The organism is Modestobacter sp. Leaf380 (assembly GCF_001424485.1).
GTDB lineage: Bacteria > Actinomycetota > Actinomycetes > Mycobacteriales > Geodermatophilaceae > Klenkia.
Genome location: NZ_LMQC01000019.1, coordinates 229897 through 252825, shown reverse-complemented (window position 1 = coordinate 252825; position 22929 = coordinate 229897). Strand labels below are relative to the sequence as shown.

The 22929-nt window shown below is 75.2% G+C and carries 29 protein-coding genes; 17 read left to right on the top strand and 12 right to left on the bottom strand.

Annotated elements, in window-relative coordinates; genetic code table 11:
- Positions 1 to 4 precede the first annotated feature (4 nt).
- Genes ASG41_RS13695 through ASG41_RS13685 form a run of 3 tightly spaced genes read left to right on the top strand, consistent with a single transcriptional unit; the run spans position 5 to position 1312 of the window.
- Entirely contained in the window at positions 5 to 619 is a 615-nt protein-coding gene (locus ASG41_RS13695; RefSeq protein ID WP_056295655.1) for an isochorismatase family protein, read from the top strand.
- A gap of 25 nt (positions 620 to 644) precedes the next feature.
- Positions 645 to 992 (top strand): multidrug efflux SMR transporter, encoded by a 348-nt coding sequence (locus tag ASG41_RS13690; protein WP_056295652.1) that lies wholly within the window; start codon positions 645 to 647, stop codon positions 990 to 992.
- Positions 992 to 1312 carry a multidrug efflux SMR transporter gene (locus ASG41_RS13685; protein WP_056295650.1) on the top strand — a complete coding sequence of 107 codons (321 nt, stop codon included), beginning with the start codon at positions 992 to 994 and terminating at the stop codon, positions 1310 to 1312. Before ASG41_RS13690 ends, ASG41_RS13685 begins: the two co-directional genes overlap by 1 nt.
- A 38-nt stretch (positions 1313 to 1350) precedes the next feature.
- On the opposite strand, the gene ASG41_RS13680 is transcribed toward ASG41_RS13685, so the two are convergent.
- The gene (locus ASG41_RS13680) at positions 1351 to 2193 is read right to left on the bottom strand and encodes an SDR family oxidoreductase (RefSeq protein WP_056296607.1); all 843 of its coding nucleotides are present in this window, start codon (positions 2191 to 2193) and stop codon (positions 1351 to 1353) included.
- Between the two features lie 173 nt (positions 2194 to 2366).
- Here ASG41_RS13680 and ASG41_RS13675 point away from each other — a divergent pair, with 173 nt between their 5' ends.
- The 3 genes from ASG41_RS13675 (at position 2367) to ASG41_RS13665 (ending at position 5028) form a co-directional block, all read left to right on the top strand.
- Complete coding sequence (locus tag ASG41_RS13675) at positions 2367 to 2945, top strand: MauE/DoxX family redox-associated membrane protein (protein ID WP_235564790.1); 579 nt, start codon at positions 2367 to 2369, stop codon at positions 2943 to 2945.
- Positions 2929 to 3720, top strand: a complete 792-nt coding sequence (locus ASG41_RS13670; RefSeq protein ID WP_056295647.1) for a thioredoxin domain-containing protein — start codon at positions 2929 to 2931, stop codon at positions 3718 to 3720. The genes ASG41_RS13675 and ASG41_RS13670 overlap by 17 nt, the downstream gene beginning before the upstream one ends.
- Before the next feature lie 186 nt (positions 3721 to 3906).
- Positions 3907 to 5028 (top strand): cytochrome P450, encoded by a 1122-nt coding sequence (locus ASG41_RS13665; RefSeq protein WP_235564789.1) that lies wholly within the window; start codon positions 3907 to 3909, stop codon positions 5026 to 5028.
- 30 nt (positions 5029 to 5058) lie between these two features.
- On the opposite strand, the gene ASG41_RS13660 is transcribed toward ASG41_RS13665, so the two are convergent.
- Both ASG41_RS13660 and ASG41_RS13655 read right to left on the bottom strand, forming a co-directional pair.
- Positions 5059 to 5655, bottom strand: a complete 597-nt coding sequence (locus ASG41_RS13660) for a TetR/AcrR family transcriptional regulator (RefSeq protein ID WP_082556919.1) — start codon at positions 5653 to 5655, stop codon at positions 5059 to 5061.
- The gene (locus ASG41_RS13655) at positions 5648 to 6481 is read right to left on the bottom strand and encodes an alpha/beta fold hydrolase (protein ID WP_056295640.1); all 834 of its coding nucleotides are present in this window, start codon (positions 6479 to 6481) and stop codon (positions 5648 to 5650) included. Before ASG41_RS13655 ends, ASG41_RS13660 begins: the two co-directional genes overlap by 8 nt.
- Before the next feature lie 90 nt (positions 6482 to 6571).
- Between ASG41_RS13655 and ASG41_RS13650 the strand changes: the two genes are divergently transcribed.
- Entirely contained in the window at positions 6572 to 7093 is a 522-nt protein-coding gene (locus ASG41_RS13650) for a DUF6630 family protein (protein WP_157519417.1), read from the top strand.
- Between the two features lie 12 nt (positions 7094 to 7105).
- On the opposite strand, the gene ASG41_RS13645 is transcribed toward ASG41_RS13650, so the two are convergent.
- Positions 7106 to 7510: an arsenate reductase ArsC gene (locus ASG41_RS13645; protein WP_082556918.1), complete on the bottom strand. Its 405-nt coding sequence runs from the start codon at positions 7508 to 7510 to the stop codon at positions 7106 to 7108.
- Complete coding sequence (arsB, locus tag ASG41_RS13640; RefSeq protein ID WP_056295635.1) at positions 7507 to 8643, bottom strand: ACR3 family arsenite efflux transporter; 1137 nt, start codon at positions 8641 to 8643, stop codon at positions 7507 to 7509. Before arsB ends, ASG41_RS13645 begins: the two co-directional genes overlap by 4 nt.
- A gap of 112 nt (positions 8644 to 8755) precedes the next feature.
- On the opposite strand from arsB, the gene ASG41_RS13635 reads away from it, so the two are divergent.
- Both ASG41_RS13635 and ASG41_RS13630 read left to right on the top strand, forming a co-directional pair.
- Entirely contained in the window at positions 8756 to 9145 is a 390-nt protein-coding gene (locus ASG41_RS13635; protein ID WP_369800041.1) for an ArsR/SmtB family transcription factor, read from the top strand.
- Positions 9146 to 9233: 88 nt separating this feature from the next.
- Positions 9234 to 9515: a hypothetical protein gene (locus tag ASG41_RS13630; RefSeq protein ID WP_056295632.1), complete on the top strand. Its 282-nt coding sequence runs from the start codon at positions 9234 to 9236 to the stop codon at positions 9513 to 9515.
- A gap of 22 nt (positions 9516 to 9537) precedes the next feature.
- Here ASG41_RS13630 and ASG41_RS13625 read toward each other — a convergent pair whose 3' ends face one another.
- Positions 9538 to 11442 carry a heavy metal translocating P-type ATPase gene (locus ASG41_RS13625; protein ID WP_056295629.1) on the bottom strand — a complete coding sequence of 635 codons (1905 nt, stop codon included), beginning with the start codon at positions 11440 to 11442 and terminating at the stop codon, positions 9538 to 9540.
- A gap of 81 nt (positions 11443 to 11523) precedes the next feature.
- Here ASG41_RS13625 and ASG41_RS13620 point away from each other — a divergent pair, with 81 nt between their 5' ends.
- The 5 genes from ASG41_RS13620 to ASG41_RS13600 all read left to right on the top strand — a co-directional run bounded on the left by ASG41_RS13620 (position 11524) and on the right by ASG41_RS13600 (position 15391).
- Positions 11524 to 11859 carry a metalloregulator ArsR/SmtB family transcription factor gene (locus ASG41_RS13620; protein ID WP_056295627.1) on the top strand — a complete coding sequence of 112 codons (336 nt, stop codon included), beginning with the start codon at positions 11524 to 11526 and terminating at the stop codon, positions 11857 to 11859.
- A gap of 87 nt (positions 11860 to 11946) precedes the next feature.
- Positions 11947 to 12597, top strand: coding sequence for a pyridoxamine 5'-phosphate oxidase family protein (locus ASG41_RS13615; RefSeq protein ID WP_056295624.1), 651 nt, complete (start codon positions 11947 to 11949; stop codon positions 12595 to 12597).
- A gap of 13 nt (positions 12598 to 12610) precedes the next feature.
- Positions 12611 to 13189, top strand: a complete 579-nt coding sequence (locus tag ASG41_RS13610) for an NTP transferase domain-containing protein (protein WP_235564788.1) — start codon at positions 12611 to 12613, stop codon at positions 13187 to 13189.
- Positions 13186 to 13620, top strand: coding sequence for a molybdenum cofactor biosynthesis protein MoaE (locus ASG41_RS13605; RefSeq protein WP_235564787.1), 435 nt, complete (start codon positions 13186 to 13188; stop codon positions 13618 to 13620). The genes ASG41_RS13610 and ASG41_RS13605 overlap by 4 nt, the downstream gene beginning before the upstream one ends.
- A gap of 106 nt (positions 13621 to 13726) precedes the next feature.
- Positions 13727 to 15391, top strand: coding sequence for a SpoIIE family protein phosphatase (locus ASG41_RS13600; RefSeq protein ID WP_056295617.1), 1665 nt, complete (start codon positions 13727 to 13729; stop codon positions 15389 to 15391).
- A gap of 15 nt (positions 15392 to 15406) precedes the next feature.
- On the opposite strand, the gene ASG41_RS13595 is transcribed toward ASG41_RS13600, so the two are convergent.
- The 6 genes from ASG41_RS13595 to ASG41_RS13570 form a co-directional block, all read right to left on the bottom strand.
- Positions 15407 to 15622, bottom strand: a complete 216-nt coding sequence (locus tag ASG41_RS13595) for a hypothetical protein (RefSeq protein ID WP_056295615.1) — start codon at positions 15620 to 15622, stop codon at positions 15407 to 15409.
- 28 nt (positions 15623 to 15650) lie between these two features.
- Entirely contained in the window at positions 15651 to 16676 is a 1026-nt protein-coding gene (locus tag ASG41_RS13590; RefSeq protein WP_056295611.1) for a hemolysin family protein, read from the bottom strand.
- Complete coding sequence (locus tag ASG41_RS13585; protein ID WP_056295609.1) at positions 16673 to 18064, bottom strand: hemolysin family protein; 1392 nt, start codon at positions 18062 to 18064, stop codon at positions 16673 to 16675. Before ASG41_RS13585 ends, ASG41_RS13590 begins: the two co-directional genes overlap by 4 nt.
- Before the next feature lie 71 nt (positions 18065 to 18135).
- A complete protein-coding gene (locus tag ASG41_RS13580; RefSeq protein ID WP_235564786.1) occupies positions 18136 to 18408 on the bottom strand; it encodes a MoaD/ThiS family protein in 273 nt (90 codons plus the stop codon).
- A gap of 2 nt (positions 18409 to 18410) precedes the next feature.
- Positions 18411 to 19472 (bottom strand): GTP 3',8-cyclase MoaA, encoded by a 1062-nt coding sequence (moaA, locus tag ASG41_RS13575; RefSeq protein WP_200938883.1) that lies wholly within the window; start codon positions 19470 to 19472, stop codon positions 18411 to 18413.
- A 149-nt stretch (positions 19473 to 19621) separates the two neighbouring features.
- Positions 19622 to 20146 carry a hypothetical protein gene (locus ASG41_RS13570; protein ID WP_056295606.1) on the bottom strand — a complete coding sequence of 175 codons (525 nt, stop codon included), beginning with the start codon at positions 20144 to 20146 and terminating at the stop codon, positions 19622 to 19624.
- 102 nt (positions 20147 to 20248) lie between these two features.
- On the opposite strand from ASG41_RS13570, the gene ASG41_RS13565 reads away from it, so the two are divergent.
- From ASG41_RS13565 to ASG41_RS13555, 3 genes are all read left to right on the top strand, one after another.
- Positions 20249 to 21484: an MFS transporter gene (locus tag ASG41_RS13565; protein ID WP_235564785.1), complete on the top strand. Its 1236-nt coding sequence runs from the start codon at positions 20249 to 20251 to the stop codon at positions 21482 to 21484.
- On the top strand, positions 21481 to 21933 hold the full coding sequence (locus tag ASG41_RS13560; RefSeq protein WP_200938882.1) for an Lrp/AsnC family transcriptional regulator: 453 nt from the start codon (positions 21481 to 21483) through the stop codon (positions 21931 to 21933). Before ASG41_RS13565 ends, ASG41_RS13560 begins: the two co-directional genes overlap by 4 nt.
- A gap of 94 nt (positions 21934 to 22027) precedes the next feature.
- The gene (locus ASG41_RS13555) at positions 22028 to 22915 is read left to right on the top strand and encodes a tryptophan 2,3-dioxygenase (RefSeq protein ID WP_082556916.1); all 888 of its coding nucleotides are present in this window, start codon (positions 22028 to 22030) and stop codon (positions 22913 to 22915) included.
- The last annotated feature ends 14 nt before the right edge of the window (positions 22916 to 22929 follow it).

Sequence of the window (22929 nt, the reverse complement as noted above, 5' to 3'; positions counted from 1 at the left end):
CCCCGTGACCCAGCCCCGCCGCGCCCTCGTCGTCATCGACGTCCAGCAGCAGTACTTCGCCGGCCCCCTGGAGGTGCAGTTCCCGCCGCACGCCGAGTCGCTGCCCCGCATCGCCGCCGCCCTGGACGCCGCGGCCGCCGCCGACGTCCCGGTCGCCGTGCTGCAGCACACGACCGGTGAGGGCGCCCCCGTCTTCGACCCGACGACGCCCGAGTGGCAGCTGCACCCCGAGGTCGCCCAGCGCGTGCCGGCCGGGTCGTTCCACTCCGAGAAGCAGTTCGGCACCGTGTTCGCCGGCACCGGCCTGGTGGACTGGCTGCGCGAGCGGGAGGTCGACACCATCACGCTGGTCGGCTACATGACCAACAACTGCGTGCTCGCCTCGGCCGCCGAGGCCGAGACCCACGGACTGTCCGTCGAGGTCCTCTCCGACGCCACCGGCGCCATCAACATCCGCAACGAGGCCGGCTCGGTCGACGCGCGGACCGTGCACACCACGCTGATGGCGCTGCTGAACTCCAACTGGGCCGCCGTCACCGACACCGACGGCTGGACCGCGGCCCTCGGCACCGGCAGCGCGCTGGCCGGCTCGAACCTGGTCGTCTCGGCGACCAGCTGAGGACCCCACCACCAGGAGGGACCGCATGGGCGCCTGGCCGTTCCTCGTCGGCGCCATCACCGCCGAGGTGACCGCGTCGCTGTCGCTGAAGGCCGCCCAGGACCACCCGGGCTGGTACGCCGCCGTCGTGCTCGGGTACCTGGTGTCCTTCGCGTTCTTCGTCGGTGTGCTGCGCCGGCAGATGCCGGTCGGGGTGGCCTACGGCATCTGGGGGGCCTCGGGTGTGGTGGCGACGGCGCTGCTGTCGGCCGCGGTCTTCGGCGAGCCGCTGTCCGCGCTCACGGGTGTGGGCATCGGCCTGGTCGTCGTCGGCGTGCTGACCGTCGAGATCGGCAGCCAGCAGGCCGCCCGCGCCCCGGGTGGGACCGCCTGATGGGGTACCTCTTCCTGGTGCTGGCGATCGTGGCCGAGGTCAGCGCCACCCTGTCGCTGCGGATGGCGTCCCGGGGCAGCCGGCGGTGGTACGTGCCGGTCGTCGTCGGCTACGTGGTGGCCTTCGGGCTGCTCGCGCTCGTGCTGCGCGAGGGCATCGGCCTGGGCGTGGCCTACGGCATCTGGGCGGCCTCGGGCGTCGCCCTCACCGCGGTGGCCGGCCGGGTCCTCTTCGCCGAGCCGCTGACCCGGACGATGGTCGCCGGGATCGCGGTCATCGTCAGCGGTGTGCTGCTCATCGAGTTGGGCTCGGCGCACTGAGGTGCCGCCGTGGGCCCCGTGCCCACGGCGGCCGCTGCTCAGAGGCCGAGGTCGCGCAGCCACTGCCCGACGGTGCGGGGGGTCAGGCCCAGGACCGTCTGCGCCGAGGTGGCGGTGTCGATGACCTCGCCGGACTGGGTCGCGCGCCAGACGTAGGAGTCGATGACGGGGCGTGCACCCGCCTCACCGAACATCGGGATGATCTGCCGGCCGAACTCCTCCGGGGTGACGGGGGAGAACCGGACGTCGCGCTCGAGGTGGCCGGCGAAGCCGGCGGCGAGGTCGGCACCGAGGAGGGCGGGCAGCGCGCCGACCCCGATCGTCCCGGACACCGAGGTGTCGGTCAGCAGGGCGACGGCGGCATCGGCGACGTCCAGGTGGGAGCACCAGGAGACCGCGTAGTCCTCGCGCAGGGGGTAGGGCAGGACGCCCTCCTCGCGGGCGGGCCCGACGACCACGGGCAGGAGCAGGTTCTCCAGGAAGAGCTTGGGGGCGAGGACGGCGTGGGACACCCCGCCGGCCGCGAGCAGGCCGAGCAGGACGTCACCGGGGCCCTCCTGGCCGGGGACGCCGATCGGGAAGCCGCTGGTGGAGAAGACCACGCGTCCGGGGCGGGCCCGGGTGGCGGCCTCGCCGATGGCCCGGGCGGCCGCCATCTGCTGCTCGGGGGAGCCGACGGGCAGGTGGACGAAGACGCCGTCGGCGCCGGTGTAGGCGGCCACGAGGGAGTCCGCCGAGGTGCTGTCGACGGCCACGGCGGGGTGGCTCTGGACGGCTGCGGTGTTGCGGACGGCGGCCGTGGCCGACAGTCCGGCGGCGGTGAGGGCGGCGAGGACAGGAGCGCCCTGGGCGCCGGTGGCGCCGTGCACGATGTAGGTCATGGCCACCATTGGTGCATGCCATGCACCGGTTACGTCAAGTGCACTGATGCTGGTGGGGTGCACTGCCGGGGTGCTGGCGCCCCGATCCGGGCCGAGGACCCCGGAGGCGCGACCCGAGGGGCACACGACCGATCGCCGGGAACTCCTGGGCCCCGGCCGACGACCACTCCACCGTGCACCTGAGCAGAGCGACCCCCTGGCTGGGGACGACGGCCCGCATCGGACTGGGCGTGGTGTGGCTGGTCGCCGGCGCGCTGAAGTTCCCCGACCCGGCCGCCGCCGAACGAGCGGTCCGCGCCTACCAGCTGCTCCCCGAGGCCCTCGTCGGTCCGGTGGCCTTCGGGCTGCCGGCCCTGGAGGTCCTCGTCGGCCTCGCGCTGGTCGCCGGGGTGGCCGTGCGCGCAGCCGCGGTGACGTCGGCCGTCGTCCTGGTGGTCTTCATCGCCGCGGTCTCCTCGGCCTGGGCCCGGGGCCTGCAGATCGACTGCGGGTGCTTCGGCGGCGGCGGTCAGGTGGAGGCCGGTGAGACCGCGTACCTGAGCGAGGTGCTGAGAGACGTGGCGCTCCTCGCCGTCGCGGCAGCGCTGGCCCGGTGGCCGCGCACCCGTCTCGCCCTGCGCTCCGTCCTGGCGGGGCCCCCGATCCACCACGGCACCGATGACCCCGACCCCGATGACACCGACCCCGACGACGCCGGCCCCGGTGCCGCGTCCCCGACCGATGAGGACCACGTCCGTGTCTCCCAGCTCTGACCCCACCCGCGGGCCCGGCGCCCGGCCCGCCCCCGGCAAGCGCGCCGCTGCCCGCCAGCGCATCGACCAGAAGCGTGCGGCCGAGCGGGCCGCCGCCGACGCCGCGGCCCGCAAGCGGCGCGGGATCATCGGCGCGACCACGGCGGCCGTGGTCGTGGCCGTGGCGATGATCGTGGTCATCGTCGTGCAGACCGCCCGCACCTCCGGCCAGCAGGACGCGGCCTCGCCCGCCGGTGTGACCGACGGTGCGGTCGTCGTGAACGAGGGCGGCCCGGTCGTCGTGCAGGTCTACGAGGACTTCCTGTGCCCGGCGTGCCGGCAGTTCGAGTCCACGGTGGGCGACACGCTGACCCAGCTGGCCGCCGACGGCGACATCGAGCTGCGCTACCAGCCGATCGCGATCCTGGACCGCGCCTCGACCGACGACTACTCGACCCGGTCGCTGAACGCCGCCGCGGTGGTCGTCGACGCCGCGGGACCGGAGGCGTTCCCGGTACTGCACGACGCGCTGTTCGCCGAGCAGCCGGCCGAGGGCGGGGCGGGCCTGAGCGACGACCGCCTGGTCGAGCTGGCCGCCGAGGCTGGCGCCACCGGGACCGCCGTCGAGGAGGGCATCCGGGACCTGCGCTTCGAGGGGTGGACCGAGCGGGTCACCGAGCAGTCCAGCCAGGACGGGGTGAGCAGCACCCCCACCGTCCTCGTCGACGGCCGGCCGCTGACGGACCGGACCGCGGCCGGGCTGACCGCTGCGGTGGACGCGGCCCAGGGGACCTGACCCGGGCCGCCACCACGGCGGTCGTCACCGAGCACGCCCCGGCCCACCCGTCCGGACCGCACCACGCGCAACACCCCGAGGAGCCCGACCCTGACCACCACCGGCTGTCCGACCGCACTGCCCGGACCCGCGCCCGACGACGTCTTCGGACCGCTCACCCGCACCGACGTCGACCCGCTGCCCTGGTTGGCCCGGCACCGGGAGGCCGGGCCCGTCACCCGGCTGGACCTCTTCGGCAACCCGGTCTGGCTGGTCACCCGGCACGCCGACGTGCGGGCCGTGCTGGCCGACACCGCGACCTTCAGCAACGACTTCGCGCACCTGGCCGCGGCCGACGAGGACGGCGACCTGGGCCTCGCCGACCCCGGTGGCCTCGGGTTCCGGGACCCGCCGGACCACACCCGGCTGCGCCGCATGCTGGCCCCCGCGTTCACCGCGCGATCGGTCGCCGCGCTGGCACCGGCCGTCCGGCGGGTCGTCGAGGCCCGGCTGGACGCCCTCGAGGCCGCCGGGCCCGGTGCCGACCTGGTCGCCGGGTTCGCCGAACCGGTGCCGGCCCTGGTCATCGGGGAGCTGCTGGGGCTGACCCCGGAGGACGGGGTCGACGTCGCGGCCCTGGCCGCCGGCCGCTTCGACCTGCTGCAGTCCGTGGTGGCCCCGCTGGACTCCGCGGCACGGTCGCTGGTGGTGCTGGGCGAGCTCGTGGCCCGGGTGCGCCAGCAGCCGCGGCCCGGCCTGCTGGGGGACCTGGTCCGCGAGCACGGTGACACCGTCGGCGACGCCGAGCTCGCCGGTCTGGTCGACGGCCTGCTCGTCGGCGGGCACGAGACGACGGCGAGCATGCTGGCGCTGTCCAGCCTGGTGCTGCTCCGTGATCCCGCGGCCGCCGACCGGCTTCGGCAGGGGCCCGAGGCGGTGCAGCGGGCCGTCGAGGAGCTGCTGCGCCACCTCAGCGTCGTGCAGGTTGCCTTCCCCCGTTTCGCCCGCGCGGACACGGTGCTGGCCGGCCAGCCGATCGCCGGCGGCGAGCTGGTGCTGTGCTCGCTGGCCGGTGCCGACCGGGACCCCCGCTGGGCGGCGGACCTGGAGACGCTGGACCTGGGGCGCCCGGTCCTGCAGCACCTGGCCTTCGGCCACGGGATCCACCACTGCCTGGGGGCGCCGCTGGCCCGGCTCGAGCTGCAGATCGCACTCCCCGCGCTGCTCGACCGGTTCCCCGGCCTGGCCCTGGCCGATCCCGCCGGCCGGCCGGCGTTCCGCCAGCGGTCGATCGTCTTCGGTCTGGAGTCCCTGCCCGTCCGCTGGTGAGTGGGTCGGCACCGGTGTTGCCGGGTGCCCTCAGGCCCCGTGCTGCGGCACCTGTGCCGTGCCGCCCGCCGCGACCAGGCCCCGGTGCACCAGGTCGACGAGCCAGTCGAAGCTGTCGTCGACGGTGGTGGAGAACTGGAAGCCGCCGTCGGCCTCCAGCGTGGCGAAGCCGTGGAACACGCTGCGCAGCGCGCGGAGGGCGTGCACCCGGTCCTCCGCGGCGACGTCGTAACCACGCAGGACGGCCTCGAAGGGGGCCAGGCCGCGGGCGGCGGCGACGGCGACCGGGTCGTCGGGGCCGGTGGGCGTCAGGCCGACGGTGGCGGCGTACCGGCCGGGGTGGGTCACGACGAAGTCGCGCAGCGCGTGCGCGGCCGCGGCCAGCGCGTCCCGTCCCGAGCGGCCCTGGATGGCGGCGCCGACGGCGTCGCCGGCCTCGGTGAGGGCGAGTGCGGCGATCCGGCGGTGCAGGTCCTCCTGGCTGGCGACGTGCTTGTACAGCGACGGCGTCCGGACCCCGAGGCGTTCGGCGAGCGCGCCCATGGTGAGGGCGGCGAACCCGGTCTCGTCGGCCAGCGCCGCCCCGGCGCCGACGACGGCGTCGGGGTGCAGGCCGGCCCTAGGCACGCGCGTCGGCCAGGAAGTCCACGATCAGTGCGGCGACCCGGTCGGGGTGCTGGACGTGGGGGTAGTGCCCGGACCCCTCGACGACCTCGAGCCGGCCCAGACCGGCGGGCAGGTCGGCCAGGATGGCCTCGCCCTCGGCGCGCGGGTCGACCCAGTCGGGGTCCTCGGAACCCTGCACGACGAGCACCGGGCAGGTGACGTGCGCGAGCTGGGCGCCGGCGTCGGTGGGCTTGGACGCCCCCATGGCCTTGAGCGCGGCCATCCGGCCGGGCTCGGCCAGCGAGCGGCGGATCTCCTCGATCCGGGCCTCCCAACCGGCCGGCTTGGCGCCGGGGTGGGCCACGTCCAGGTAGGCGACCCACTGCGGGATGCTGCCCAGCAGGGTGGCGCGCAGCAGGCGGGTCATGCCGCGGCGGACGCGGGGCACCCGCAGGACGCCCAGCCCGATGCTCTGCGCGCGGGTGAACGGGGTGAGCTCGACGACGGCGCTGACCAGCTCCGGCGCGGTGGCCGCGGCGATGGTGGCGGCGCCCCCGGCGATGGAGTGGCCGACCAAGACGGCGGGGCCGCCCAGGTGGGCGACCAGGGCGACGAGGTCCCCGGCGATGGCGGTGCGGGAGTAGGAGTCCCACTCGACGCTGGACTCCCCGCAGCCGCGCAGGTCGACCGCGGCGACCCGGTACCCGGCGGCGACCAGGGCGGGGGTGAGGGAGCGGTAGGCGCGGCGCGTGTCGCCCATGCCGTGGGCCAGCACCACCAGCGGGCCCTCGGTGCCGGTCAGGTCGTAGGCGAGAGTGCCGCCCTCGGTGGTCAGGAACTGGGTCACGGGGTCCTCCGGGTGTCGGACGCACCGGCTCAGTGCGTTAGCCAGAAGCTATCACAATTAGCCAACGTGGGGGCCGTTACCGTCGTCCAGGTGTCCGGACCCCTCCCCGTGCCCCCCGAGGGCGCCACCCTCGCCCTCTGGGAACGCCTGTGCGCCCTGCTCGACGAGGACCCGCAGCTGTGGCCCGCCGTCCGCCAGGCGCTGCTGGACCCGGCGTCCTCGTTCGCCGAGCACGCCGAGGCGCTGGCCGACCGCGGCATCGAGGACCCCGCTGCCATCGACCCCTGGGTGACCCTCGTCGACGGCCTGGACGACGCCGGGGCGCTGGCCTACCTGGACCGGGCCGACCAGGGCTCCGAGCTGGCCGACGCCCTCGCCGGCATCCCGCGGGTCCGCGCGGCCGGCGTCGACCTGGGGCCGGTCACCGACACCGACGGCGACGTCCCCACCGCCGTCCGGGCCGCCGACGCCGCACTGGCCCCGGCCGGGCTGTGCCTGGTGTACCTGGACGAGGACTCCGACGCCTACCCGCTGGTCGTCGTCCGTGCCGACGACGCCGCCGAGATCGCCTCGCTCGCCGAGCAGCTGGGGCACGACACCACCCTGCGCTGAGCGCGGACGGCCTCAGGCCGGTGCGACGCCGAGCTCGGTGAGCAGGCCGCGGATCCGGCCCTCGATGTCGTCGCGGATCGGTCGCACGGCCTCGACGCCCTGCCCGGCCGGGTCCTCGAGGGCCCAGTCCAGGTACCGCTTGCCGGGGAAGACCGGGCAGGCGTCGCCGCAGCCCATGGTGATGACGACGTCGGAGGCCTGCACCGCCTCGGTGGTGAGGACCTTCGGGGTGGCGGCGGAGATGTCGATGCCGACCTCGGCCATCGCGGCGACCGCGGCCGGGTTGACCCGGTCGCCGGGCAGCGAGCCGGCGGAGCGGACCTCGACCCGGTCCCCGGCCAGGTGGGTCAGCCACCCGGCGGCCATCTGGGATCGACCGGCGTTGTGGACACAGACGAAGAGCACGCTGGGGGTCACGACCGGGCCTCTCGACGGGTGGGGGTGGGCGCCGGGACCGTGGGGTCGCCGGGGAACCACCTGCGCGCCGCCCACAGCGACACGTAGACCAGGGCCACCAGCACCGGTACCTCGATGAGCGGGCCGACGACCCCGGCCAGGGCCTGGCCGGAGGTGACGCCGAAGGTGCCGATGGCCACGGCGATGGCGAGCTCGAAGTTGTTGCCCGCGGCGGTGAACGCCAGGGTCGCGGTCTTGGCGTAGCCCAGCCGCAGCCGCATGCCGAGCAGGAACGCCCCGCCGAACACCAGCGCGAAGTAGGCCAGCAGCGGCAGCGCGATCCGGACGACGTCCCAGGGCTTGGAGGTGATGGCCTCGCCCTGCAGGGCGAAGAGCATCACGATCGTGAACAGCAGCCCGTAGAGCGCGACCGGCCCGATCGTCGGGAGGAACCGGCTCTCGTACCAGTCCCGGCCCTTCGTGCGCTCCCCGATGGTGCGGGTCAGGAACCCGGCCACCAGCGGGATGCCCAGGAACACCAGCACCGAGACCACGATGGCCCAGACGCTGAACTCCGCCGACGTCGTGGACAGGCCCAGCCAGCCGGGCAGCAGCTGCAGGTAGAACCAGCCCAGGGCGGCGAAGGCCACGATCTGGAACACCGAGTTGATCGCGACCAGGACGGCGGCGGCCTCCCGGTCCCCGCAGGACAGGTCGTTCCAGATCAGCACCATCGCGATGCAGCGGGCCAGCCCGACGATGACCAGCCCGGTCCGGTACTCGGGCAGGTCGGGGAGCATGAGCCAGGCCAGGGCGAACATCAGCGCCGGGCCGAGGACCCAGTTCAGCCCCAGGGAGGCGAGCAGCAGCTTCCGGTCGCCGGTGACCCGGTCCAGCTGGTCGTAGCGGACCTTGGCGAGCACCGGGTACATCATCAGCAGCAGGCCGACGGCGATCGGCAGGCTGACGTCGCCGACCGTCACCGCCTCCAGGGCCGTGGCCAGGCCCGGGACGAAACGCCCCAGCAGCAGGCCCACGGCCATCGCGGCGACGATCCACACCGGCAGGAAACGGTCCAGGGTCGACAGCCTGGCCAGCACCGGGGTGTCCAGGTCCGTGCCCGGGCGGGCGGTCTCGGCGACGGGGTCGCTCATGCTGCGGGTCCTCCACACGACGGGGGCACGACAGGGGATCGACACACGTCGATGCGGTCGCCACTGTGCAGCAGGCATCGACAGACGTCAATCACTGCGCCACGATGGGCCGGTGGACAGCAGCCGGAGGACCCCGTCGGCACACCCCGGGCTCGCCGTCCTGCCCGACGCCGGCTGCTCGGCCGGGCCGCTGACCGGGGGCATGACGGCCCAGGCCGCCACCGAGCTGGCCCACGTCCTCAAGGCCCTCGCCGACCCCGCCCGGCTGCGGCTGCTGTCGCTGATCGCCGACAGCCCGACCGCCGCCGCGTGCGTCTGCGACCTGACCGAGCCCCTGGGGCTGTCCCAGCCGACCGTGTCCCACCACCTCAAGGTGCTGGTGGACGCCGGTCTCCTGGACCGGGAGAAGCGGGGGGTGTGGGCCTGGTACTCCGCGGTCCCCGGGGCGCTGGACGCAGCCGTCTCCGGGCTCCCGGGTGCGGACCGGCTCGTCCGCTCCTGACCACGGGGCGCGTACGTTCGGAGGCGTCTCCGGTCTTCTGTGGTGCGGCCCTCGGCCGCGCCGGACCGCTGCGGTCAGGCCGGTCCCCATGAGCACCACCCTCGCGTCCACCCCCCTCCCGGAGACCGGTGTGGCCCAGCCGCCCGTGCCCGACCCCCTGACCGACGGGGCCGAGGACCGGCTGGTGACCGTGACGCGCGCGGCGGCGGTGGGTCAGCCCTCGCCGTCCCTGCTGGCGGCCCGGCAGCTGCTGGACGAGGCCGAGCCACACGCCCGGCGGTCGGCCGCCGACCACGCCCGCACGTCCCGGCGTCGCCACGAGCTGCGTGGTCTGCTCGCCGACCGGCGGGCGGCCCGGCGGGCCGACTGAGCCGCTGCGCCGGTCGCGGCGCTCAGCGCCAGGCGCCCCGGCGCAGCAGTCGCAGCCCGTTCAGGGCGACCAGGATCGTCGAGCCCTCGTGCCCGGCCACCCCCAGCGGCAGCGGCAGGTGCGCCACCAGGTCCCAGGTGACCAGCGCGAGGACGACCGTCCCGGCGACGACGAGGTTCTGCACCACCAGCCGCCGGGCCCGGCGGGACAGGTCGACCAGCGCCGGCAGCGTGGCCAGGTCGTCCCGGACGACGACCACGTCGGCACTGGAGACGGCGAGGTCGGAGCCGATCCCGCCCATGGCCACCCCGACGTCGGCGGCGGCGAGGGCCGGGGCGTCGTTGACGCCGTCGCCGACGACCAGCACCCGGTGGCCCTGGGCCTGCAGCTCGCGGACCGCAGCCACCTTGTCCTCGGGCAGCAGCCCGGCGCGGACGTCGGTGATGCCCACCTCGGCGGCCAGGGCGCTGGCCGCGCGGGCGTTGTCGCCGGTCAGCAGCACGGGGGAGTGGCCCAGGGAGTCGCGCAGCGCGCGCACCGTGTCGGCCGCGGCGGGGCGGAGCCGGTCGGCCAGTGACAGGTGGCCGGCCGGGACGCCGTCCACGGTCACCACGACGACGGTGCGGCCGCGGGCCTGCTCGGCCGCGACGTCGGGACCCGAGGCGTCACCGGGGGAGCCGACGGCCACGACCCGGCCCCCGACGGTGGCGGTGACCCCGCGGCCGACGGCTGCCCGGAACCCGGTGCAGGACGCGACGGTGAGGCCGCGCTCCCGGGCGGCGGCGACGACGGCCCGGCCGACCGGGTGCTCGCTGGGGCCCTCGGCCGCGGCGGCCAGGGCGAGCAGCTCGTCCTCGGTGTGCGGGCCGGTCGCGCCGACGGCGACGACCGTCGGGGTGCCGTCGGTGAGGGTGCCGGTCTTGTCCAGCACGACCGCGGTCACGCTGCCCAGCCCCTCCATGGCCACCGCGGAGGTGACCAGCACGCCGTGCCGGCCGGCGGTCGCGATCGCCGACAGCAGCGGCGGCATGGTGGCCAGCACGAGGGCGCAGGGCGAGGCCACGATCATGAACGTCATCGCCCGCAGCAGGGCGCTCTGCAGGTCCGCGCCCAGCAGCAGCGGGATGCCGAACACCGCCAGCGTGGCGACTACGACGCCCACCGAGTAGCGCTGCTCGACCTTCTCGATGAAGAGCTGGGTGCCGGCCTTGGTCTCCGAGGCCTGCTCCACCAGGGCACCGATCCGGGCGACGACGCTGTCGTGCGCTGCCTTGGCCACCTGCACGGTCAGCGTGCCGGTGCCGTTGACGGTGCCGGCGAAGACCTCGCCCCCGGGCTGCTTGTCCACCGGCAGCGGCTCGCCGGACACCGAGGCCTGGTCGACCTCCGAGGCGCCGTCCACCACGACGCCGTCGGCCGGCAGCCGGTCGCCGGGCCGGACCAGCACCCGGTCGCCCACCGCGAGCTCGGCGGCGGGGACGACGACCTCGACGCCGTCCTCCAGGCGGCAGGCCTGCTCGGGGGCCAGCTCGGTCAGCGCCCGGACGGCGTCGCGGGTCCGCCGGGTGGCGAAGGCCTCCAGGGCACCCGACGTCGCGAAGATGACGATCAGCAGCGCCCCGTCGACGACCTGCCCGATCGCGGCGGCCCCGATCGCGGCCACGACCATCAGCAGGTCGACGTCCAGGGTCTTCTCGCGCAGCGCCTGCACACCGGCGACGGCCGGTTCCCAGCCGCCGGCGGCGTAGCAGGCCAGGTGGACGGCCCAGTAGAGGGGCGTCGGGGCCCCGCCGAGCTGGAGCAGGCCGCCCAGGGCGAACAGGCCCAGGGACAGCGCGGCCCAGCGGACCTCGGGCAGCGTCCAGGCCACGGTGAGCCGCGGCGGGAGGGCGGCGCGCACGGGCCGGGTGAGGGTCGGGGCGGTCACAGACGGGACACTACCTGCGCATGCGTGAAGGTGTGCAGGTGGTCGGCGTCCGTTCCGGGACCACGTCGGTACGCTGCGGGGGTGCACCAGGGCATCGACGACTTCGACATGCCCGCCCCCGACGACGTGCGTCGGGCGGCGGACGCCCTGCGCATGCTCGCCGACCCCACCCGGCTGAACATCCTGTGGGCCCTCATGCAGGGCGAGACGTCGGTGGCCTGCCTGGCCGAGCTGGCCGGCACCAGCCCCACCGCGGTCAGTCAGCACCTGTCCAAGCTGCGCCTGGCCGGCCTGGTCGCCAACCGGCGCGAGGGCACCTTCGTCTTCTACGCTCTCGCCGACTCCCACATCGGCGAGCTCGTCCGCCAGGCCCTGTCGCACGCCGACCACCGCACCCGCTCGCGCACCGACGCCTGACCCCCTCCACCGGGCGGGGCCCCTGCCGCTGGGGCAGGGTGCGCAGGAGCCGGTCCGCAGCGTCGCGGGCCGCGGACGGAGGCACCCGTGACCGCGTTCTACACCGAGCAGCAGCGCTCCTGGCAGGACCACTTCGACTCCCGGCCGCTGGCCGACCGGCTCGAGGCCGCGATCGTCGCCGACCGGCTCGACGACGGGTCGGCGGCCTTCATCGCCTCCCGCGACTTCTTCTTCCTGTCCACCGTCGACGGGGCGGGCCGGCCCACCGTGTCCTACAAGGGCGGTCCCACCGGCGTCGTCGCCGTCCTGGACGAGCGCACGCTGGCCTTCCCGCACTACGACGGCAACGGCATGTTCCTGTCGATGGGCAACGCCACCGAGACCGGGCAGGTCGGGCTGCTGTTCATCGACCTGGAGACGCCCAACCGGGTCCGCGTCCAGGCCACCGCCACCGTCAGCGCCGACGACGAGCTGCTCGCCCGCTGGCCCGGCGCCACCCTGGTCACCCGGGCCGTCGTCGACGAGGTGTTCCCCAACTGCGGCCGGTACGTGCACGTGCACGAGCGGGTCCGGGCCAGCGAGTACGTCCCGGACGCCGGGGGCAGCGCCCCGCGCCCGTCGTGGAAGCGGCTCGACGTCGTCCAGGACGTGCTGCCCGACGCCGACCGCACCCAGGGCGAGGGCGGCGTGATCACCTTCGAGGAGTATGTGGGCAAGGTGGCCTCGGGGACCTCCTGAGAGGGTGGGGGGCGTGTCCGTCGCAGCCCTCGTCCTGGCCGCCGGCGGCGGCCGCCGGTACGGCATGCCCAAGGCCCTCGTCGAGCACGAGGGGTCGCTCTTCGTCGAACGCGCCGTGCGGACGGCGCGCGCGGCGTGCGACCCGGTGCTGGTCGTGCTCGGCGCCGCCATGGTGGAGGTCTGGCAGCGCGCCGACCTCGACGGCGCCACCGTCGTGGGCAACCGGGAGTGGGAGACCGGGATGGCCTCCTCGCTGCGCACCGGCATCCAGGGCCTGCAGGCGCTGGGCAGCGGCATCGAGGCCGTGCTGGTGCTGCTGGTCGACGTCCCCGGGATGACGCCGGAGACGCTGCACCGCCTCGCCGGGCACGCCGCGGCAGATGCGCTCGTCGTCCCCACCTACGACGGGGTGCGTGGGCACCCGGTGCTGCTGGGCCGCGACCACTGGGCGGGGGTGCTCGCCGGCGCCACCGGGGACGAGGGTGCGCGCACCTACCTGGCCGAGCACGCCGCGGAGGTGGTGGAGGTCGACTGCACCGGGCTCGCCGACCCGACCGACTGGGACGTCCCGCCGGGTAGCGTCCAGACGTGAGCGCGCCCACCGTCTCCCCCGCCATCGCCCTGGTCACCGACGAGCCGATCAGCGTCGCCGCCCACGAGGACGCCGTCGCGCACCCCGCCGCCGGGGCCACCGTGTCCTTCGCCGGCGTCGTCCGCGACCACGACGGCGGCCGGTCGGTCACCGAGCTGGAGTACGTCGGGCACCCCACCGCCCAGGCGCTGATCGAGGAGATCGCCGCCGAGTTCGCCGCCCGCCCCGAGGTGCACAGCGTCGCGGTCAGCCACCGGGTCGGCCTGCTCGCCATCGGCGACGTCGCGCTGGCCTGCGCGGTCGCCACCAGCCACCGGGGGCAGGCCTTCGCCGCCTGCGCGGAGCTGGTGGACGAGGTCAAGGCCCGGCTGCCGATCTGGAAGCGGCAGGTGTTCGGGGACGGGCAGGAGGAGTGGGTCGCCTGTCCGTGACGGGGCGCTGACCTGCGGTGCTTGCCCCGGGGCGCCCCGGTGTGACACAACTCGTCCGGGCGGGTCCGAGGACGGGACGACCCACGAGCGGCAGGGAGTCGGACCGGTGGACGGCTGCAGGGACCAGGTCGTCGAGCGGATGCCCGTCGGCTGGCTGGCGCTGGACGCCGACTGGGTGGTCCGCGGGGTCAACGCAGCAGGCCTGCGGGTCATCGGCAAGACCCGCGAGGAGCTGCTGGGCGCCGACTACTGGGAGTCCTTCCCGGACAACCGGCACAACGCGTTCGGCGAGAGCTACCGCCGGGTCCGTGAGACGGGAGTCGCGGAGTCCCTGGAGGCCTGGTACCCCGAGCCGCTGAACACCTGGTTCGAGGTGACCGCCGTCCCGGCCGGGGACGGGCTGGACCTGTTCTTCGCCGAGGTCAGCGAGCGGCGCCGGGCCCAGGAGCGGCTCGCCGTCCTCGCGCTGGTCAGCGCCGAGCTGGCCGGCAACCCCGACCCGGTGGACAGCATGGCCCGGATCCCCCGGCTGGTCGTCCCGGCGATCGCCGACTGGGCCGTCGTCACGGTGATCGACGACGACGGCCGGCCCGCCGACGTGGGCAGCTGGCACGCCGACGCCCGGCTGCGCGAGGTGCTCTCGCGCTACGTGGAGCTGCGGCTGTCCGCGCTGCCGGTGACCGCACCGCTGATCCAGGCACTCACGACCGAGGCGCCCGTGCACGTCACGGGCCAGCAGGTGGCCGAGACGCTCGCCCCCGGCGAGGCCCGGGACCTGCAGCGCCAGCTCGCCGACGGCACCGGGGTCTACCTGCCGCTGCTGGGTCGCGGACGCACCCTGGGCCTGCTGACCCTGTGGTGCCAGTCCGGCCGGGCGCTGGCCGGTGACGAGCTGGCCGCCGCCCGCGAGGTCGCCGACCGGATCGGCCTGGCCCTGGACAACGGGCGGCTCTACCGCCAGCAGGCCCAGCTGGCCGAGGAGCTGCAGCGCAGCCTGCTCACCCAGCCCTTCCAGCCCGACCACGCCGAGGTCGCCGTCCGGTACACCCCGGCCGTCGAGGCGGCCCGGGTCGGCGGGGACTGGTACGACGCGTTCCTGCAGCCCAGCGGCACGATGATGCTGGTCATCGGCGACGTCGTCGGCCACGACACCGCGGCCGCCGCGATGATGGGCCAGCTCCGCAGCCTGCTGCGCGGCATCGCCGCCTACTCCGACGCCGGGCCCGCCGAGGTGCTCCGCGGGCTGGACGCCGCCATGTCGTTGCTGGACCTGCAGACCCTGGCCACCGCCGCGGTCGCCCGGCTGGAGCAGACCCCGGAGGACGTCGCGGCCGACCGCACCGTGCTCCGCTGGGCCAATGCCGGCCACCTGGACCCGATGGTGCTGCGCCCGGACGGCTCGATCACCGAGCCGGCCAGCTGGCAGGGCGACCTGCTGCTCGGCGTCGACAGCACCGCGCTGCGCAGGGAGCAGGAGCTGGTGCTGGTGCGCGGGTCCACCGTGCTGCTGTTCACCGACGGGCTCATCGAACGGCGCGGGGAGGACCTGGACACCGGGCTCGCCCGGATGCGGGCCGTCGTCGCCGAGCTGGCCGACGAGCCGCTGACCGTGCTCTGTGACGAGCTGGTCGAGCGCCTCGTGCACGGCCGTCCCGACGACGACGTGGCGCTGGTCGCGGTCCGGCTGCACCCGCAGGACCGACCTCGCCCGCCGGAGGCCGGGCCCCGCCGGGTGCCCGACGAGGTCCCGGGTGACCCCGCCGGACCCTGAGCCGCAGGGCGGGGCTCAGCGGGCGCCGGCGAGCCCGTCGTCGTCGGGGTCGCGGTGCCCGGACTCGCGGCCCTCGGCGCGCTCGAGCGCCTCCTCCTCGGCCTCGCCCTCCAGGCGTCGGGCCTCGCCGGCCACCTCGGCCGCGGCGTCCCCGTGGGACTCCCCGTAGACCTCGGTCGCCCGGCCCAGCAGCTCCTCGGCCTTGGCCTTCGCCTTGTCGAACACGCTCATCGCACGGTCCTCCTGGTCGGTGTCGCTCTCATCGGTGCACGCTGTCCCGGATCTCGCCGACCAGCTCCTCGAGGATGTCCTCCAGGGCCACGACGCCCAGCACCGCACCACCGTCGACGACGGCGGCGAACTGGGCGCGGTCGGCCTGCATGGTCTGCAGGGTGCTCCGCAGGTCCGCCGAGGCCTCGACCCGGGGGAGCGGACGGGTGATGTCGGCGACCCGCACGTCGGGCTCGCCGTCGGCCACCAGCACGTCCTTGACGTGCACGTAGCCCGACAGCTCACCGTCGGTGACCACCGGGAAGCGGGAGAACCCGGTCTGCGCCGCGACCCGCTCGACGGCGAGGGCGTCGTCGTCGGGGCTGAGCACCGTGAGGTCCGCGCGGGCGATCAGCACGGTCCGGGTCTCCCGGTCCTCCAGGGTCAGCGCGCCGGTGAGCAGGTCGTGGTCGGCGTCGTCGAGCAGGCCACCGGCCCGGGACTCGTCCAGCAGCCCGGCGACCTCGTCGCGGGTGAAGGAGCTGGTCACCTCGTCCTTGGGCTCCACCTTCAGCAGCCGCAGGACGGCGTTGGCCAGGGCGTTGAGCACGAAGATCACCGGCTTGAGCACCGTGACGACCAGCAGCAGCGGCGGCGCCAGGGCGAGGGCGGCCTTGTCCGGGCCGGCCAGCGCCAGGTTCTTGGGCACCATCTCGCCGATCACCACGTGCAGCGCGACGACGACGGTCAGCGCGATCACGAAGCTGATCGGGTAGACCGCGCCCTCGGGGACGCCGACGGCGTCGAACACCGGCTCCAGCAGGTGTGCCACGGCCGGCTCGCCGATGGCGCCCAGGCCCAGCGAGCAGACGGTGATGCCCAGCTGGGCGCCGGCCATCATCATCGAGACCTGCTCCATCGCGCCCAGCGTGGTCCGGGCCCGGCGGCTGCCGGCCTCGGCCAGCGGCTCGATGGAGGAGCGCCGGGCGGAGATCAGGGCGAACTCCGCGCCGACGAAGAAGGCGTTGGCGCCCAGCAGCACGACGGCCACCAGCACGCCGATCCAGTCGCTCACGCGGACACCTCGGTCTCGTCGTCGGCGGTCTCGGGCAGCAGCTCGCCCAGGCGGGCGCGCTCGACGCGGGTGCCGTCGACGAGGGTCACCTCGACCCAGACGCCACCGGGGTGGCCCTCGGCCTCCTCGGCGAGCTCGGGCGGCAGCTGGCGCAGCGCCTCCACCCGGTCACCCACCTCGGGGATGCGGCCCAGCTGGTGCAGCACCAGGCCGCCGATCGTCTCGTAGTGCCGGTCGCCCGGGACGGTGAGCCCGGTGACCGCGGCGACCTCGTCGGGACGCAGCAGGCCCGACACCGACCAGGTGCCGTCGCCCAGGTCCTCGACGTCGACCTCGTCGGCGTCGTCGTCGTGCTCGTCGGTCAGGTCGCCGACCAGCTCCTCGACCAGGTCCTCGATGGTGACGACGCCGTCGGTGCCGCCGTACTCGTCGACCACCACGGCCATCTGCAGCGACCCGCGGCGCAGGTCGACCAGCAGGTCGTCGAGCTGGCGGGAGGTGGGCACGAAGAGCGCCTCGACCATCACGTCGGCGACGGTCACCGTGGTCCGGTGGGCCCGCTCCACCCCGAGGGCGTGTTTCACGTGGACCAACCCGACGACGTCGTCGACGCCGTCGGCGGACAGCACCGGGAACCGGGAGTGCCCGGAGTCGCGGGCGGTGGCCAGCACGACGGCGACCGGGTCGGTGGCCTGCACGCTGGACATCTGCACCCGCCGGGTGGCGACGTCGCTGGCGCGTAGCTCGCCGAAGGCCAGCCCGCGCTCCAGCAGGGCGGCGGTGCCGGCTTCCAGGGTGCCGGTGGTGCGCGAGCGGCGGACCAGCGAGGTCAGCTCCTCGGCCGAGCGGGCCGAGGCCAGCTCCTCCTGCGGCTCGACCTTGAACAGCCGGCGCAGGATCGCGTTGGCCCAGCCGTTGAGCGCCCGGATGACCCAGGCGGTGCCCTTGGTGAACCCGCGTTGGAAGCCCGAGACGGCCTTGGCGACGCGGAAGGGCTCGGCGATGGCCAGGTTCTTGGGCACCAGCTCGCCGAACACCATGGTCAGCGCGGTCGCCAGGACCAGCGCCAGGGTGATCGACACCGAGCGGGCGGCGCCGCCGGAGAGCCCGACGGACTCCAGCGGCCCGGCCAGCAGCGCGGCGATGGAGGGCTCGGCGACGAAGCCGATGGCCAGGTTGGTGACGGTGATGCCGAGCTGGGCACCCGACAGCTGGGTGGACAGCGTGCGCATCGCGGCCAGCACGCCGTCGGCGCCGCGCTCACCGTCGGCGGCGTGGCGCTCCACGGTGGCCCGGTCCACGGTCACCAGGGCGAACTCGAAGGCCACGAAGGCGGCGCAGGCGGCGATCAGCAGGACGCCGACGAGGACGAGCAGCCACTCGATCACGGCGTGCACCCCGGCTGGGGACGGGCAGGTGTCTCAGGTAGGTGAGGCAGCGAGCTCACGAGCGGGGTGGATCAACCTCCGGCGAAGGGGGGCAGCACGTCGACGACTGCCCCGGGCGACAGCACCAACGCACGATCACGCGTGGACGTTCCGTCGACCAGGAACGAGCACGCCGTCAGCACCCGCTCCAGCTTCTCACCGTGGTCGGCCACGATCTGGCCCACCAGCTCCTCCAGCGACCCGGCGTGGCGGGTCTCGGTGTCCACGCCGACGGCGGCGCGGGCACCGGCGAAGTAGCGCACCGTCACGGTGCCGGTCTCGGTGCCGGCCTCGGTGGTCGTCACGCTCAGCCCCCGATCGCCGACATCGGGCGGGAGGGCTGCAGGAACGACGGGTCGTCGATGCCGTGGCCGGGGAGCTTGGTCAGCGTCGCGATCCGCCAGCGGTCGGCCAGCTCCTGGTCGGTGGCGCCGTCCCGCATCGCCGTCCGCAGGTCGGACTCGTCGCGGGCGAAGAGGCAGTTGCGGATCTGGCCGTCGGCGGTGAGCCGGGTCCGGTCGCAGGCGCCGCAGAAGCTGCGGGTCACCGAGGCGATGACGCCCACGGTCAGCCCGGTGCCGTCGACCAGCCAGCGCTCGGCCGGGGCCGCGCCGCGCTCCTCGACGTCGGGCACCAGGGTGTGGGTGGCCGACAGCTTCGCCAGGATGTCCTCGGCGGTGACCATCTCGGCGCGGGTCCACGCGTGGTGGGCGTCCAGCGGCATCTGCTCGATGAAGCGCAGCTCGTAGCCGTGCTCCAGGCAGTACTCCAGCAGCGGGACGGCGTCGTCCTCGTTGATGCCCTTGAGCAGCACCGTGTTGACCTTGACCGGGGTGAGCCCGGCCTCCTTGGCGGCCTTGAGCCCGGCCAGCACGTCGGGCAGCCGGTCGCGGTGGGTCAGCTGCTTGAACCGGTCCCGGTCCAGGGTGTCCAGGCTGACGTTGAGCCGGTCCAGCCCGGCGGCGGCCAGTGCCGGCGCCATCCGGGACAGCCCGACGGCGTTGGTGGTCAGGCTGACCTCGGGACGGGGCAGCAGCGCCGTGGTGGCCGCGACGATGCCGGGCAGGCCCGGGCGCAGCAGCGGCTCGCCGCCGGTGAAGCGGACCTCCTGGATGCCCAGGTGCTCGACGCCGATGCGCACCAGCCGGACGACCTCGTCGTCGGTGAGCTGCTCGACCTTGGGCAGCCAGTCCAGGCCCTCGGGCGGCATGCAGTAGCTGCAGCGCAGGTTGCACCGGTCGGTCAGGGAGACCCGGAGGTCGGTCGCGGTGCGCCCGTGCCGGTCGACGAGCCCGCCGCTGCCGGGCGCACCCGGGGCCGGCTCGGGCACGCGGACCACCGGGTCGGGGAGCGGGCTCGGCGTCGTCACCCTCCCGACTGTAGAGCCGCGCCGGGCGGCTCCCCCGGCGGCTGTGGCCGTCGTCACCCGCGCTCCCGCGCCTGCGGGTCCAGAGTCGGTGCGCCGCCGCACGAGCGGGTTGCACGAGGTTGCCCCGGTGCGTCAGCACCCGTGGGGCGCTAGTGCGTCAGCACCAGCTTGAGGACGACGGCGACCAGCGCGACCGCCGCCGCGACGGCACCCACCAGCAGCGCCCGGCCCAGCGGCACGTCGGCCTGCAGCCGGCGGTACACCAGCCCGATGCCGGCCACCCGGACCAGCCCGACCGCGGCCGCCAGCGACTGGCCCCACACCTCCGGTGGCCAGCCCAGTGCGGTCGCGGCCAGGACCGCGGCGGGCAGCGCACCCGAGCTCAGGACCGGCGTCGCGTCCCGGGCGGCGTCGCGCAGTTCGCGTCGCTCCCCGCCGGTGAACAGCGCCCCGACCGAGTGGGCCAGCACGTGGGCCACGTAGGTCGACAGCACGGTGCCCACGACGATCGTCACGGCGGCACCGGAGTCCACCGCGGCCGGCGACGTGCCGACGACCGCGGCGAGCACCAGGACGTTCCCGTAGACGTAGGCGGCCACCCGGCTCTGCGCGCGGTGCGGGTCGACGTCGTCACGGCGGCGGGTGAGCGGGCGCCACACCCGGGACTCGGTCACCGGGGCATCCTCCCCGGACCTCTCCTAGGATCGGGCTGCCACCCGGGAACACGGCAGGCCCCCCTGTCTCCGCCTGTGGCCAGGAAGTCGAGATCGATCCCCGTGCACAACCCCCTCTCGCCCTACGCCCGCATCTTCACCGTCCCGGGCTCGCGGTCCTTCTCCTTCGCCGGCTGGCTGGCCCGCGTGCCGATGTCCACCGTCGGGCTGGGCTCGGTGCTGATGGTCGCCGGCGAGTCCGGCAGCTACGGCCTGGCCGGTGCCGTCGCGGGCACTCTCGCGCTGGCCTTCGCCGTCGGCAGCCCGCAGTGGGCCCGCGGGATGGACCGCGTCGGCCAGGCCCGGGTGCTGGTGGTGTCCTCGGCGGCCTACCTGCTGCTGGGTCTGGTCTTCGTCGCGGCCGTCGTGCTCGACGGCCCCCGCTGGTCCTGGTTCGTGCTCGCTGCCCTGACCGGCGCGTGCGGGGCCAACGTCGGTGCCGCCGTCCGGGCCCGGTGGGCCAACGCACTGCCCGACGCCGAGGACCGGCAGACCGCGTTCGCCTTCGAGTCCGTCGTCGACGAGGTCGTCTTCGTCGTCGGGCCCCCGTCGATCACCTTCCTGGCCGCTCTGGTCGCCCCGCCGGCGGGGTTCGTCGTCGGCCTCGTCGTCGGGGTCGCCGGCGCCGTCTGGCTGGCCCGCCAGCAGGCCACCCAGCCCCCCGTGCACCGGGACACCTCCGACGAGCCGCGCCCGCGCACCTCGGTGCTCAGCCCGACCCTGCTGGTCGTGGCCACCGCCTACCTGGCCGTGGGGACCGTCTTCGGCGCCATGGACGTCGTGGTCGTCGGGTTCGCCGAGCTGCAGGGTGCCCCGGTGATGGCCGGGGTCGCGCTGGCCGCCTACGCCGGGGGCAGCCTGGTGTCCGGGCTGGCCTACGGCGTCGTCCGGCTGCCCGGGACGCTGCTGGCCCGGTTCGTGGGCTGCGCGGTCCTCTTCGGCCTCGCCGCCCAGGGCCTGCTGCTGGTCGGGTCGCTGGCCTGGCTGGTGCCGGCGGCGTTCCTGGCCGGGCTGGCCATCGCCCCGGTGCTGGTCTCGGGCATGTCGCTGGTGGAGTCCCGGGTACCGCGCTCGGCGCTCAACGAGGGCCTGACCTGGACGTCGACCGGGCTCACCCTGGGCGTCACCGCCGGTGCCGCGCTGGCCGGCGCTGCCGTCGACTCCTGGGGCGCGCAGGACGCCTTCCTCGTGCCCGCGCTGGGTGCCGCTGCCGCCGGGGTGCTCGCGCTGGCCGGCGCGCTGCTGCTGCGCCGCCCCGCCGAGCTGGTGGAGCCGGCGCCCGCGGAGGCGGTGCGGTGACCCGCCCGCTGGACGCCACCGACTGGGCGATCCTGGCCCAGCTGCAGGACGACGCCCGGCTCTCGCTGCGCGAGCTGGCCCGCCGGGTGCACCTGTCGGCGCCCTCGGTCGCCGACCGGCTGCGCCGGCTGGAGGAGACCGGGGTGCTCACCGGGTACCGGGCCACGGTCGACCTGGCCGCCGCCGGTCGCGGCGTCGTCGCCTACGTGCGGCTGTCCTGCTACGGCCCGCGCTGCGTGCTGCGCGACCCCGAGGTGGCCGGCTGGCCCGAGGTCCTCGAGCTGCACCGGGTCACCGGCGACGCCTGCTCCCTGCTCAAGGTGGGGACGGCGACCATGGCCGGCTTCGAGGCCCTGGTCGACCGGCTCGCCGTCTTCGGGCCGCCCAGCTCCACGATGGTGCTGGCCAGCCCACTGCCTGCGGCGCCGGTGCGGCCGCTGTCAGGCTGACCCCCGCAGATCCCTCGCACCCGTCAGGCGGCACGGCGCTGCCGGGTGCGCTCGGCCGTTCCGGGGGACCCCCCGCCGCGACGACGATCTCCCGGTGACCACCCGCACCGTGCCGACCGCCCCCCGCCCGCTGGACGCCGGCACCCGGCTCACCCGGGCCGCGGCCAACGCCGGGGAGCCCACGCTGGAGTTCGCCGAGGCCACGCCGTACGAGTCCTACGTCGGCGTGCGGCAGCTGCAGGCGCTCGTCCGGCCGGTCACCGACTCCCCGGCCGAGCCCGCGTTCCTCGTCGTCACCCAGGTGATGGAGCTGCTGTTCACCCTGCTGCGCCGGGAGTGGGAGCTGGCCCAGCGGCAGTTCCGGGCCGACGACCTGGACGGCGCCATCGCCTCGCTGCGCCGCTCGGTGCACCACCTGCGGGCGCTCAACGCCTGCTGGGGGTCGCTGTCCTGGCTGACCCCGGCGGAGTTCAACGGCTTCCGCGACCAGCTCGGGGAGGCCTCGGGCTTCCAGTCCTACGAGTACCGGCACGTGGAGTTCCTGCTGGGGCTCAAGGCCGAGTCCGTCGTCCGGCCGCACCGCGGGCTGCCCGCCGTGCACGCCGACCTGCAGCGCGCACTGGCCGCCGACTCCGTCGAGGACGACGTGCTGGCCCTGCTGGCCCGCCGCGGCGTCGCCGTCCCCCCGGCGGTGCTGGAGCGGGACCGATCCGTCACGCACCCCGCCGACGACGCCGTCACCGCGGCGTGGGCCACGGTCTACCGCGACCCCCGGCCGGGCAACGAGCTCTTCGTGCTGGCCGAGACGCTGACCGACGTCGCCGAGGAGTTCACCGTCTGGCGCCAGCGGCACGTCACCGCCGTCAAGCGGGCGATGGGCGCCAAGCCCGGCAGTGGCGGCTCGGCCGGGCTGGCGTGGCTGGAGCGCAGCGCCGCCCGCGAGGTGTTCCCGGACCTGTGGGCCGCCCGCACCGCCGCCTGACCGGGCCGCCTGAG

Excerpts from the sequence above, each read along its gene's own strand:
- ASG41_RS13690 (WP_056295652.1), top strand. The coding sequence starts at position 645 with ATGGGCGCCTGGCCGTTCCTCGTCGGCGCCATCACCGCCGAGGTGACC.
- ASG41_RS13685 (WP_056295650.1), top strand. The coding sequence starts at position 992 with ATGGGGTACCTCTTCCTGGTGCTGGCGATCGTGGCCGAGGTCAGCGCC.
- ASG41_RS13680 (WP_056296607.1), bottom strand. The coding sequence starts at position 2,193 with ATGACCTACATCGTGCACGGCGCCACCGGCGCCCAGGGCGCTCCTGTC.
- arsB (WP_056295635.1), bottom strand. The coding sequence starts at position 8,643 with ATGAGCGACCCCGTCGCCGAGACCGCCCGCCCGGGCACGGACCTGGAC.
- ASG41_RS13630 (WP_056295632.1), top strand. The coding sequence starts at position 9,234 with ATGAGCACCACCCTCGCGTCCACCCCCCTCCCGGAGACCGGTGTGGCC.
- ASG41_RS13595 (WP_056295615.1), bottom strand. The coding sequence starts at position 15,622 with ATGAGCGTGTTCGACAAGGCGAAGGCCAAGGCCGAGGAGCTGCTGGGC.